General features: G+C 46.7%; 10 protein-coding genes and 1 tRNA gene. 9 read left to right on the top strand and 2 right to left on the bottom strand.

Going from position 1 to position 13,317, the window contains the following annotated elements; translation table 11 throughout:
• Positions 1–153: 153 nt before the first annotated feature.
• Positions 154–750 (bottom strand): ATP-dependent Clp endopeptidase proteolytic subunit ClpP, encoded by a 597-nt coding sequence (clpP, locus tag ACR1R9_RS26440; protein ID WP_072735760.1) that lies wholly within the window; start codon positions 748–750, stop codon positions 154–156.
• Between the two features lie 179 nt (positions 751–929).
• A tRNA-Arg gene (locus ACR1R9_RS26435) sits at positions 930–1,004 on the bottom strand.
• Positions 1,005–1,487: 483 nt separating this feature from the next.
• Here ACR1R9_RS26435 and ACR1R9_RS26430 point away from each other — a divergent pair.
• From ACR1R9_RS26430 to smpB, 9 genes are all read left to right on the top strand, one after another.
• Positions 1,488–2,513, top strand: coding sequence for a sugar-binding transcriptional regulator (locus ACR1R9_RS26430; RefSeq protein WP_076291987.1), 1,026 nt, complete (start codon positions 1,488–1,490; stop codon positions 2,511–2,513).
• 105 nt (positions 2,514–2,618) lie between these two features.
• Positions 2,619–3,626, top strand: coding sequence for a type I glyceraldehyde-3-phosphate dehydrogenase (gene gap / locus ACR1R9_RS26425; protein WP_056695277.1), 1,008 nt, complete (start codon positions 2,619–2,621; stop codon positions 3,624–3,626).
• Positions 3,627–3,775: 149 nt separating this feature from the next.
• Positions 3,776–4,957 carry a phosphoglycerate kinase gene (locus tag ACR1R9_RS26420; RefSeq protein ID WP_076291986.1) on the top strand — a complete coding sequence of 394 codons (1,182 nt, stop codon included), beginning with the start codon at positions 3,776–3,778 and terminating at the stop codon, positions 4,955–4,957.
• A 33-nt stretch (positions 4,958–4,990) separates the two neighbouring features.
• On the top strand, positions 4,991–5,743 hold the full coding sequence (gene tpiA, locus ACR1R9_RS26415) for a triose-phosphate isomerase (protein WP_017691241.1): 753 nt from the start codon (positions 4,991–4,993) through the stop codon (positions 5,741–5,743).
• Complete coding sequence (gene gpmI, locus ACR1R9_RS26410) at positions 5,743–7,287, top strand: 2,3-bisphosphoglycerate-independent phosphoglycerate mutase (protein ID WP_076291984.1); 1,545 nt, start codon at positions 5,743–5,745, stop codon at positions 7,285–7,287. Before tpiA ends, gpmI begins: the two co-directional genes overlap by 1 nt.
• Before the next feature lie 240 nt (positions 7,288–7,527).
• On the top strand, positions 7,528–8,814 hold the full coding sequence (gene eno, locus ACR1R9_RS26405) for a phosphopyruvate hydratase (RefSeq protein WP_076291983.1): 1,287 nt from the start codon (positions 7,528–7,530) through the stop codon (positions 8,812–8,814).
• A 219-nt stretch (positions 8,815–9,033) separates the two neighbouring features.
• Positions 9,034–9,267 (top strand): preprotein translocase subunit SecG, encoded by a 234-nt coding sequence (secG, locus tag ACR1R9_RS26400; protein WP_024629498.1) that lies wholly within the window; start codon positions 9,034–9,036, stop codon positions 9,265–9,267.
• A gap of 451 nt (positions 9,268–9,718) precedes the next feature.
• Positions 9,719–12,496 (top strand): ribonuclease R, encoded by a 2,778-nt coding sequence (gene rnr / locus ACR1R9_RS26395; protein ID WP_433922309.1) that lies wholly within the window; start codon positions 9,719–9,721, stop codon positions 12,494–12,496.
• A gap of 180 nt (positions 12,497–12,676) precedes the next feature.
• Complete coding sequence (gene smpB, locus ACR1R9_RS26390; protein ID WP_247900242.1) at positions 12,677–13,159, top strand: SsrA-binding protein SmpB; 483 nt, start codon at positions 12,677–12,679, stop codon at positions 13,157–13,159.
• Positions 13,160–13,317: the final 158 nt, after the last annotated feature.

Raw genomic sequence — 13,317 nt, 5'->3', positions numbered from 1 at the left:
GTATCATGGACTCTTAAATTATCATCAAAAAAAGGACGCCCTCGTCATATTGACGAGAGCGTCCTTTCTTCATATAGCCAACTCAACTGAGCGTTGCCGCTTGAGTTGAGTTGGCTATATGGCATATTCGTTTAATTGGCAATTCGCCTTGGCTTAGATGCCTTGGGAACCAACGTTTTCGATAACTTTATCGATGATACCGTAATCAGCAGCTTCAGCAGCACTCATAAAGTAGTCACGATCTGTATCTTTCTCGATACGCTCCAGCGGTTGGCCTGAGCGCTCAGCGATGATGCGGTTCAACGTATCACGCATTTTCAGGATGCGGCGGGCACGAATTTCGATGTCCGAAGCTTGACCTTGCGCACCACCAAGTGGTTGGTGAATCATGATTTCGCTGTTAGGCAATGCAAAACGTTTACCTTTGGCACCTGCGTTCAACAGGAATGCACCCATCGAAGCCGCCATACCTACACAGATGGTAGATACATCCGGTTTGATGAATTGCATTGTATCGTAAATTGCCATACCGGCTGTAATGGATCCGCCTGGGCTATTGATGTATAAGTGAATGTCTTTCTCCGGATCTTCCGCAGCTAGGAACAACATCTGTGCCATGATGGCATTCGCCACAACGTCATTTACATCACTGCCAAGGAAGATGATACGATCCTTCAGCAATCTGGAATAGATGTCATAGGCGCGCTCACCGCGGTTGCTCTGTTCAACGACCATTGGAATATAACTCACGTGAAAAACCTCCTCGGAAATGTAAATGTTAAATTGGTGTTTATATATAAACTGTTACCGTATTACCCACATCATAAACAATTTCAAACAAAAAGTCAAAGAAAGTCAAACTAAGTTTTAAAAAAAAGAAACCTATTCGGTTTCATTGGTTAAGAGTGTTATGAGCTACTAATTAAGAATGGCGCGCCCGCCAAGAATCGAACTTGGATCTCAGGCTTCGGAGGCCTACGTCATATCCATTGGACCACGGGCGCACATTGAATATTGCTGCGAGCATAGTTGCTTAAAAGCAGTTTTGAAATAAAAGTTTCAAATATGTGACAGCAATAATGATTATAGCTCATGAACAATTGAATTGCAAGCAGATGTTCGCTATTTTGGTTTGGAATACCCTGAAAATGATCATGATGAAGATAAGTGGATAAAGAGCGCAAATAGGTAAATGCTAAAAGAGGTTTTGGACATGCCATATGAAAGACAATAGCAAGCAATATGTAGATGAGAATTTTACTTTGCTTCTATATATGGTATCGAACAGGTTGTTCTCGATCATGGGAGATTGACATTGTGAAAATAGGCGCGTACAAACGCTTGAAACGTGTCGAAATAACGCTTCGAAACACTTGCATGTCGCGTCAGTTTTAGGTAGAATAGACGTGGGACTTAAAAAGTTAACCCGGGACGTTTTAGGGCCATGAAAGAGAGCTTGGAACGAGAAGCTTGCGGGAGTGGAAAGCATGCGAACGATTTTAGAAGTGCAAAAGCAGCTTCTGCCTGATCTCATGGATGTCTTGAAAAAGAGGTATACGATTCTGCGCCAGATCATGTTATCGGATGTGATCGGACGAAGAACGTTAGCTAATTCCATGCAGATGACCGAGCGGGTTCTGAGGGCTGAGACCGATTTGTTAAAGGCTCAGGGACTTATTGAAATTGACAGTGCAGGGATGAAGATCAGTGAGGCAGGGCATGAATTGCTGCAGCAGTTGGAACCCGTCGCCAAAGAGCTGTTCGGATTATCCGAACTGGAAGAACGCATCAAGCAAGCCTACGGTCTGCAAAAGGTAGTTGTGGTTCCCGGCGATTCGGACATTTCTCCATTTGCCAAACGGGAGCTGGGCAGAGCCGGAGCGAAGGCTCTGGGTAATATTATGAGTGATAACGATGTTGTCGCCGTTACAGGCGGTTCAACAACGGCTGAAGTCGCTGAGCAATTGACTCCGCCAACATCGCTGAAAGGTGTCTGGTTTGTACCGGCACGCGGTGGGCTGGGAGAAAGCCTCGAAATTCAGGCCAACACGATAGCATCCACGATGGCAAAACGGGTAGGAGCCCAATACAAACTCCTGCATGTACCGGATTTGCTTAGTGATCATGCCTACGAATCACTAATCCAGGACCCGAGTGTTCAGGAGATTCTGCAGCTGATCCGAAAATCGCGGATTGTCATTCATGGAATCGGTGATGCCGTAGAGATGGCACGGCGCCGCAAACTTGCGACAGAGATCATAGATGAACTCCAGGAGCAAGGGGCCGTATCGGAATCCTTCGGTTATTACTTTAATGATCAGGGTGAGGTGGTACATACCATGCTTACGCTGGGCATGCGACTCCAGGATATTGAACGAACCGATGTCGTGATTGGGATTGCAGGTGGCAAGAGCAAGGCTGCTGCCATACATTCTGTTCTTCGATTTGGTCAGGAAGATATTCTGATTATTGATGAGGCTGCTGCTGAAGTCATCGTCGCTGAAATGGAATAAGGTTTTATTTGCACCACAACCATTGTTGTCTTGACGGACTTCACCGTCTGTCTTGAATATATAAGCTTCATAAAAAATTAATCAAAACTTGGGAGGAACTTACTCATGATTAAAGTAGGTATTAACGGTTTTGGACGTATTGGTCGTTTGGCATTCCGCCGTATTCAAAATGTAGAGGGCATTGAAGTTGTAGCAATCAACGACTTGACTGATGCTAAAATGCTGGCTCATTTGCTTAAATATGATACAACTCAAGGTCGCTTCGATGGCGATGTTGAAGTACACGATGGCTTCTTCAAAGTGAACGGCAAAGAAGTTAAAGTATTGGCTAACCGTAACCCAGAAGAACTTCCTTGGGGCGACCTGGGCGTAGATATCGTTCTGGAATGTACTGGTTTCTTCACAACTAAAGAAGCAGCTGAGAAACACTTGAAAGGTGGAGCTAAGAAAGTTGTTATCTCCGCACCAGCTACTGGCGACATGAAAACCATCGTTTACAACGTAAACCATGAAATCCTCGACGGTACTGAAACTGTAATCTCCGGCGCATCTTGCACAACTAACTGCCTGGCACCTATGGCAAAAACACTGCAAGACAAATTCGGAATCGTTCAAGGTTTGATGACTACAATTCACGCTTACACTGGCGACCAAAACACATTGGATGCTCCACACCCTAAAGGTGACTTCCGTCGTGCTCGCGCAGCAGCTGAAAACATCATCCCTAACACAACTGGTGCTGCTAAAGCAATCGGTTTGGTTATTCCAGAACTGCAAGGCAAACTCGACGGTGCAGCTCAACGTGTACCAGTAGCTACTGGTTCCCTGACTGAGCTCGTGACTGTATTGGGTAAAAAAGTTACTGCTGAAGAAGTTAACGCAGTAATGAAAGAAGCTTCCGATCCACAAACTTTCGGATACACAGAAGACGAAATCGTATCTTCCGATATCCAAGGTATCACTTTCGGTTCCCTGTTTGATGCAACTCAAACTAAAGTTCTGACTGTTGGCGACCAACAATTGGTTAAAACTGTAGCTTGGTATGACAATGAAATGTCCTACACTGCTCAACTGGTTCGCACTTTGGAGCACTTTGCAAAAATGATCAAGTAATATCTGCAATAACATAGAGCGGAAACAGATGCTATTGTTTCCGCTCTTTATATATCAACATTTTGCAAATTTCTCAAAAACACCAAGATTGACAAGGGATTTGGGCCCTTGATTGATCCACCAAATACATGGGTGCGGAGGAAATACAGATGAACAAAAAAAGTGTACGTGATATCGAATTGACAGGAAAACGGGCTTTTGTCCGTGTAGATTTTAATGTGCCGCTCGAAGATGGTAAAATTACAGATGACAAACGTATTCGTGCCACGCTTCCTACGATTAACTACTTGATCGAAAAAGGCGCTAAAGTTATTTTGGCAAGCCACATGGGTCGTCCAAAAGGCGAAGTGGTTGAATCCATGCGTTTGACTCCAGCTGCTGAGCGTTTGTCCGAATTGCTCGGTAAAAAAGTCGTTAAAGCGGATGATTCCGTTGGCGAAACAGTAAAAGCTCAAATCGCTGAACTGAACAACGGCGACGTTTTGTTGCTTGAGAACGTTCGTTTCCACGCAGGCGAAGAGAAAAACGATCCGGAACTCGCTAAACAATTTGCAGAACTGGCTGACGTATTCGTTAACGATGCATTCGGCGCAGCTCACAGAGCACACGCTTCGACAGAAGGTATCGCTCACCTGTTGCCAGCAGTATCCGGTCTGTTGATGGAGAAAGAACTTGAAGTGTTGGGCAAAGCAATCTCCAACCCTGAGCGTCCTTTCACAGCAATTATCGGTGGTTCCAAAGTTAAAGACAAAATCGATGTGATCGACAACCTGTTGAACATTGCAGACAACGTAATCATCGGTGGCGGTCTTTCCTACACATTCATGAAGGCTCAAGGTTATGAAGTAGGTCAATCCCTGCTGGATGAGTCCAAACTGGATGTAGCTCTGGGCTTTATCGAAAAAGCGAAAAAACTGGGTAAAAACTTCTATCTGCCAGTTGATATCGTTATCTCCGACGACTTCAGTGCGAACGCAAACACGAAGATTGTTGAAGTTGGCGACATTCCTGCAGATTGGGAAGGTATCGACATCGGTCCTAAAACACGTGAGATCTATGCTGACGTTGTTAAAAACTCCAAACTCGTTGTATGGAACGGACCAATGGGCGTATTCGAAATCGAGCCTTTCTCCCACGGTACTCGTGCAGTAGCGGAAGCTTGTGCTGAGACATCGGCATACACCATCATTGGTGGCGGTGACTCTGCAGCAGCAGCTGAGAAGTTTAAATTGGCTGACAAAATGGACCACATCTCTACAGGTGGCGGTGCATCGCTCGAGTTCATGGAAGGCAAAGTGCTTCCTGGCGTAGTTGCATTGAACGACAAGTAAGCTTTAAGCTATAGCATGAAGGAGTTGAAAACCATGAGAACACCGATTATCGCAGGTAACTGGAAAATGTTCAAAACGGTTTCCGAATCCAATGACTTCATTCAGGAAGTTAAAGGAAAAGCGGAAGTTGAAGGCGTAGAGACTGTTATCTGCGCACCGTTTACGAATCTGCCATCTCTGGTAGAAGCCGTTAAAGGCACAAACATCAAAATTGGTGCACAAAATCTTCATTTTGAAGACAACGGTGCATTCACAGGTGAAATCAGCGGCGTTATGCTGAAAGACCTGGGTGTGGATTATGTCATTATTGGTCACTCGGAGCGCCGTCAATATTTTGCGGAAACCGATGAGACTGTCAATAAAAAGTTGCATGCAGCATTCCGTCACGGATTGACTCCAATCTTCTGTCTTGGTGAGACGCTTGAAGAGCGCGAAGCGAACCAAACAAAAGACGTATGCAAAGTGCAAACAGAAGCTGCTTTGGCAGGTCTGTCTGCAGAGCAAGCGGCACAAGTGGTTATCGCTTATGAGCCAATCTGGGCGATTGGTACAGGCAAATCCTCCACTTCCCAAGATGCGAATGAAGTTATTGCTTACATCCGTACACTGGTGAAGGATCTGTACAACGAGACGGTTGCGAGTGCAGTTCGTATTCAATACGGCGGCAGTGTTAAACCTGAGAACGTAACAGAATACCTCGGACAAAGCGACATCGACGGCGCGCTTGTTGGCGGTGCCAGCTTGCAGCCGGCTTCGTTCATCGCGCTTGTTGAGGGGGCGAAGTAATGACAGCTCCAAAACCTGTAGCACTGATCATTATGGACGGCTTTGGTCTTCGTAACACGGAGGAAGGCAACGCGGTAGCGCAAGCCAAGAAACCGAACTATGACCGTTTTATGAGCCAATTCCCACATACAACTCTCACTGCTTGCGGTGAAGCTGTAGGTTTGCCGGAAGGGCAAATGGGGAACTCCGAGGTAGGTCACCTGAACATTGGTGCCGGCCGGATCGTATACCAGGATTTGACTCGTATCTCCAAATCGATTCGTGACGGTGAATTTTACGATAATGAGACACTCGTTAAAGCTGTTCGCGAAGCGAAACAAAACGGTAAAAAGCTTCACTTGTATGGTTTGTTGTCCGATGGCGGCGTACATAGTCACATCGACCACTTGTTCGCTATGCTGGATCTCGCCAAGAAAGAAGAAATGAATGACGTATACATTCATGCCTTTATGGATGGCCGTGATGTTATGCCAGATAGCGGTAAAGAGTTCATGCAGAAGCTGATTGCCAAAATCGAGGAAGTCGGTGTAGGACAAATCGCAACGGTTCAAGGTCGCTACTATGCGATGGACCGTGACAAACGTTGGGAACGTGTTGAGAAATCATATCGTGCCATCGTTTATGGTGATGGACCGAAATACACTGATCCACTCAAAGCGGTTGAAGAATCGTATGAAAAATCCGTATTTGACGAATTCGTTGAACCAACGGTTATCGTTAAAGCAGATGGCCAGCCGGTAGGTTTGGTGGAGAGCGGCGATTCCGTCATTTTCCTCAACTTCCGTCCTGACCGTGCGATCCAACTGTCGCAAGTATTCACGAACCAGGATTTCCGTGGTTTCGACCGTGGTCCGAAGTTCCCTGTGGGCTTGCACTTCGTGTGCCTGACCTTGTTCAGTGAGACCGTTGAAGGCTATGTGGCGTACTCGCCTAAAAACCTCGACAACACGCTGGGTGAAGTTCTGGTACAGAATAACAAGAAACAATTGCGTATTGCAGAAACCGAGAAATACCCGCACGTAACCTTCTTCTTCAGCGGCGGCCGTGATGTTGAGCTTCCGGGCGAAACACGCGTGCTGATCAACTCACCAAAAGTTGCAACGTACGACTTGCAACCGGAGATGAGCGCGTATGAAGTAGCTGACGCATGTGTTCGCGAGATTGAAGCAGACAAACATGATGCCATCATTCTGAACTTTGCTAACCCTGATATGGTTGGACACTCCGGCATGCTGGAGCCTACGATTAAGGCAGTAGAAGTAACAGATGAATGTATGGGCCGTGTTGTAGATGCAGTACTCGCTAAAGGCGGCGTTGTGTTGATTACTGCGGATCATGGTAACGCGGATATGGTGTTCGATGAGCAAGGACGTCCGTTCACGGCTCACACAACGAACCCAGTTCCATTCATCGTTACAGATGCTAACGTTACCCTGCGTGAAGGCGGAATCCTCGCAGATATCGCTCCAACGATTCTTGACTTGATGCAATTGCCTAAACCGGAAGAAATGACAGGTACATCCGTCATCGCTACCCGTAAATAATATAATTTTAATAGGTTATTGAATAAGACCTAAGTTGTACCTTAACGAAGCGGGCAGAACCGATCTGTAGAAGCGAAGCGTTCGCCTTTATCACATGATTTCAACTTATAAAAATAAGTTCAAAGAAATCAGGGGATAACAGCGATCGGAAGACGGTACTGCATGCGGAGTGGCCTGGTGCAACTCAACTATTCTGAACGTATTAAAATAAAATTCCACATTTAAAGGAGATTATCACTCATGACTATTATTTCTGACGTGTACGCTCGCGAAGTCCTCGACTCCCGCGGTAACCCTACAGTTGAAGTTGAAGTATACCTGGAGTCCGGCGCAATCGGACGCGCTATCGTTCCATCCGGTGCATCTACTGGTGCCCACGAAGCTGTTGAGCTTCGCGATGGCGACAAATCCCGTTACCTGGGTAAAGGCGTTCTGCAAGCTGTTAAAAACGTAAACGAAACAATCGCTCCAGAAGTAATCGGTATGGATGCATTGGATCAACTGGGTATCGACAAATTGATGATCACTTTGGATGGTACGCCAAACAAAGGTAAACTGGGTGCTAACGCAATCTTGGCTGTATCCATGGCAGTAGCTCGCGCAGCTGCTGACGCTCTGGACCTGCCATTGTACGTTTACCTGGGCGGATTCAACGCTAAAGCACTGCCAGTACCAATGATGAACATCATCAACGGTGGTGAGCATGCTGACAACAACATCGACGTTCAAGAGTTCATGGTTCTTCCAGTTGGAGCTCCAAGCTTCAAAGAAGCTCTTCGCGTAGGCGCGGAAATCTTCCACAACCTGAAATCCGTACTGAGCTCCAAAGGTTTGAACACAGCTGTAGGTGACGAAGGTGGTTTCGCACCGAACCTTGGTTCTAACGAAGAAGCAATCACTACAATCATCGAAGCTATTGAAAAAGCTGGTTACAAACCAGGCGTTGACGTATTCCTGGGTATGGACGTTGCTTCCACTGAGTTCTACAAAGATGGTAAGTACACACTTGCTGGCGAAGGTAAATCTTACACTTCTGCTGAGTATGTTGACCTTCTGGCTTCATGGGTTGAGAAATACCCAATCATCACAATCGAAGACGGTATGTCCGAAGATGACTGGGATGGTTGGAAATTGCTCACTGAGAAATTGGGAGACAAAGTACAACTCGTTGGTGATGACCTGTTCGTAACGAACACAGAGCGTCTGGGTAGAGGTATCGAAGAAGGTATTGGTAACTCCATCCTGATCAAAGTTAACCAAATCGGTACATTGACTGAAACATTCGATGCAATCGAAATGGCTAAACGTGCAGGATACACTGCTGTAATCTCCCACCGTTCCGGTGAGTCCGAAGACAGCACAATCGCTGACATCGCTGTTGCAACTAACGCAGGTCAAATCAAAACGGGTGCTCCTTCCCGTACAGACCGTATCGCTAAGTACAATCAATTGCTCCGCATCGAGGATCAACTGGGCGAACTGGCTCAATACAATGGTCTCAAAGGTTTCTACAACCTCAAAAAATAAGTTGTCTTACGACAACTCACGGGCAAGCCGGGTAACCGGCTTGTCTTTTTTATTAAGTTGATTTTATTTACTTAAGAAGATTAAAAGGTTGAGAAGGGTGGCGATATCTCAGTAATTGAGGAAATGCCACTACTTGTATCACGTTAATAGCTGTGTTACAATTAAAGTAACTGTTTTTATGGTGAGATGTTATGCCCACATGGGTAGGAGGTGGAAAGAATGGATATTGCTTTGAAATTGCTGCTCGTGGTGTTTTCGATCGGTCTAATCACTGTAGTATTGCTGCAGCACGGGAAAAGCGCTGGTTTGGCGGGTGCCATCTCCGGTGGTGCGGAACATCTTTTCGGTAAAACGAAAGCGCGCGGACTGGATCTTTTCCTGCAACGTGCAACAGTTGTACTGGGTGCAGGATTCTTCATTTTGTCTATCATCGTTACGGTTGTCTCCAAGTAAGAGCTGGAGTGCCTGATGTAACGCGATAGTTTCGAGCAGGAACGCTTGAATGATTAACCTTCGTTTCGAGAAGAAACGGAGGTTTTTTAATAAATTCATCCATGACCAGTCTTTTCCAATGAACCACATGATTCTGATCTTCGATATCTTCTCACTTCCGTTCGGTTACCTTCCTACATATTCGCCCTGTTCTGGGCCGATTCTTTTCTGTCTTTTCGAGAGCAAAACACATGTAGCATAAATGCTGTTATGATGCATGAAAGCGCGGTTATGCAAGGGGCCATGAATGCTTGGTTTATTTTGCAGGGTACGGATGCGCCGGATTGAATTCGTGTATACTAGGGTATGAGATAGTGAGGCCTGTGTTAAATGGCTTTTCTATTTGTAAGGTTTCCGATACATAGAGAGATGAGACAAGATTACACTTTTATGTTTCCCGAGGTGAATATTAATGATAACAGAACAACAATTGCTCGACTTTATGCGGGAAACCGCTTATAAACCGATGACTTATCAGGAACTGGAACAGCACTTCGAGATTGAAGATGCGGCTGATTTCAAAGCCTTTTTAATTATGCTTAATACGCTGGAGGAATCCGGCAAAGTTTTGTTGACCCGCAATAACCGCTACGGTATGCCAGAACGTATGGATTTGGTGCGCGGACGTTTGCAGGCTCATGCAAAGGGGTTTGCTTTCCTCATCCCTGAGGATCGGGAACATCCGGATGTGTACATCCACGCCAATGACATGAAAAGCGCGATGAACGGAGATACGGTGTTTGTTAAGGTTACTTCTCAAGGGCCTTCTGGTGGGCGTTTGGAGGGTGAGATTGTCCGTATTGTTACCCGTGCGGTCACGCAAGTGGTCGGTGTATTCCAAAGCCACGAGGTTTATGGTTTCGTCATTCCGGACGATAAGCGGATTAACCGAGATATCTTCATCCCACGTACGAACTTTAATGGAGCTGTAGATGGGCAAAAAGTTGTTGCAAAAATTATCAGCTATCCAGAGGGCCGGGCAGCAGCAGAAGGTGAAGTAATCGAGATCCTCGGTCATAAGGATGAACCGGGTATTGATATTTTGTCCGTAATCCGTAAACATCAGCTGCCTGAAGCCTTCCCCGATGAAGTGGTGGAAGAAGCGGAAAAAGCACCGGATGCCATTACGGAAGAAGAAATTATCCAGCAAGGTCGCCGTGATCTGCGTGGACTTAATATCGTTACGATTGATGGCGAAGACGCGAAGGATCTGGATGACGCTGTCAACGTGGAGAAACTGCCTAACGGTAACTACCGTCTGGGTGTTCATATTGCCGATGTAGGCTATTACGTGCAGGAAAACTCCAAGTTGGACCAGGAAGCTTACAACCGTGGATGCAGCGTGTATCTGGTGGACCGTGTTATTCCGATGCTTCCGCAACGGTTGTCCAACGGGATCTGTAGTTTGAACCCACAAGTAGATCGCTTGACCCTTTCTTGTGAGATGGAATTCAACGACCAGATGAAGGTTGTGAAACACGACATTTTCACAAGTGTGATCAAGACCAAAGAGCGTATGACGTATTCCAATGTTCGTAAAATTCTTGAAGGTGAAGAGCCTGAATTGTTGGAGCGTTACAAGGACCTGGTGGATGATTTCCACTTGATGAAAGAGATTGCCTTGAAGCTTCGTGCGATGCGTATGCGCCGCGGTGCGGTTGACTTTGATTTTGAAGAATCCAAAATCATCGTGGATGAAGAATGCAAACCAGTGGATATCGTGAAACGGGAGCGTTCGATTGCGGAGCAAATCATTGAGGAATTCATGCTGGCAGCCAATGAAACAGTAGCGGAGCATTTCCACTGGTTGAAGGTTCCGTTCATCTATCGTGTGCATGAAGATCCAGATCAGGAAAAACTGCAAAATTTTCTCGCCTTTGCGGCGAATTTCGGACACCACGTCAAGGGACGTGGCAACGCGATTCATCCACGGGCGCTTCAATCCCTTCTTGAGGATATCAAAGAAACGAAAGAACAGACGGTTATCAGTACAATGATGCTTCGTTCCATGAAACAGGCCAAGTATGATTCTGAGATGTCCGGTCACTTTGGCTTGGCGGCAGAGTTCTACAGTCACTTCACATCACCAATCCGTCGTTATCCCGACCTCGTCATTCACCGTGTTATACGGGAAGTGATTGAGAACAATGGGGCATTGCCTGAGAACCGTCAAGAGTATCTGGCTGCACGTATGGCCGATATTGCACAGCAATCTTCGGAACGTGAGCGTGTGGCGGTTGAAGCTGAACGGGATACAGAGAAAATGAAGAAAGCCGAGTACATGCTCGATAAAGTCGGCGAAGAGTTCGAAGGCATGATCAGCAGTGTTACCAGCTTCGGTATGTTCATTGAACTGGAGAATACGGTAGAAGGTCTGATTCGCCTGAGTGCGCTCACAGACGACTATTACCATTTTGACGATCAACATATGGCTCTGATTGGCGAACGAACCTCCAAGGTCTTCCGCATCGGTGATGAGGTGAAGATTCGTGTGGCGCGTGTGAGCATGGAAGAGTACACGATTGACTTTGAAATGGTCGACATGAAACCTCGCGGCGAACGTCCTGGTGGCTTCACTGGTGGACGTGGAGGTAAAGGTGGACGTCCTGCTGGTGGCGGAGGACGCGGTGGCGCGAAGAGTGGTTCCGGTGGATTCAGTGGCTCACGTGGTGGTAAAAATGCCCCAACTGGTACTGGAGGCAGCCGTGGTGGCAGATCTGCCGATGAAAGCAGCAAAGGCGGCCGTGGCGGTCGTAGCGGAGCTTCGAACACAGCCGGAAGCGCGGGTGGCAAAGGTGGCGGCAAACCGAGAGGAGAGCGTCGTGCTGGAGATACTGGCGGATCAGCTGGCCGGAGCAAGGGAGCGGTAAGCTTTGGTTTCGGCTCGGGCAAAGGTGGTTATAGCTCTACCGCAGGTGGCCAGGAAGGCACTTCAGCTGGTGGACAAGGGAATGTTCTGAACGGCGGCAGCAGTCGCGGTGAAGGTAGCTTCAAATCCGGTAAAGGCGGAGGTAAAGGTGGCAAAGGCGGTAGTGGACGCAAAAACACCTCACCTAGCGGTGTGTTTATCGGAGAAGGAGCTACACCAGGCGGTGTTCAGGAAGGCGGAGCGCCACGTCGTAAACGCAAAAAGAATAAAGGTGCATCTGCCAACGGAACGGCGGCTTTTGTACGGAAGAAGAAAAAGTAATTGCGTTTCGCTGTGTATGAAATGAGTGTAATAAGAAGGGGCGGCGCAGACCGCCTCTTTCTTGATTTTAACAGCGGTCCTTGCTACAATTAAGGTCTGGCATGTCGCACCTGAGGAAATTTGTGGTGCGCTGCTGTAGAGCATAGGTACCGGCTTATTTTACGGAGAAGGAGTGAGGACATGGGCAAGAATGATGGACAGAGTAAAGTGCTTGCACAGAATAAAAAGGCTTCCCATGACTACTTCATTGAAGATACGTATGAAGCGGGCATGGTGCTTACCGGAACGGAGATTAAATCGCTTCGTAACGGCCGTGCGAATATTGGCGATGCATTTGCCACGATTCGAAACGGTGAGATTCATATTCACAATATGCATATAAGTCCTTTTGAACAAGGGAACCGTCATAATCCAATTGATCCAACCCGTACGCGCAAGTTGTTGATGCATAAAGTGCAGATTCACAAGCTGCTTGGGCTGTCGAAGCAGGACGGATACAGTATTGTACCGCTGAAAATCTATATTCGTAACGGGTATGCGAAACTGTTGCTCGGACTGGGTAAAGGTAAGAAGCAGTACGATAAACGGGAAACTGCAGCCAAGCGGGATGCACAACGTGATATTCAACGGGTACTGCGCGAAAAGCAGAAGGTTGCTCGTTAATTGGGATTTGCGGGTTGCTATGTGTTGAATGGCATGTGTTTACTTAATTAGTTAGTGATAAGTGCATTATGTTAGAAATAAGGAATCTCAGGTTTTACCCGTAGTTGGGTAGAACTTGGGATTTTTTTGATCTGATTAGAGGTTCCATGTTAAGGGGA

This window comes from Paenibacillus taichungensis (genome assembly GCF_050994985.1).
Lineage (GTDB): Bacteria > Bacillota > Bacilli > Paenibacillales > Paenibacillaceae > Paenibacillus > Paenibacillus taichungensis.
The sequence above is the reverse complement of the archived record's forward strand: the minus strand, read 5'-3'. Positions and strand labels throughout refer to the sequence as shown.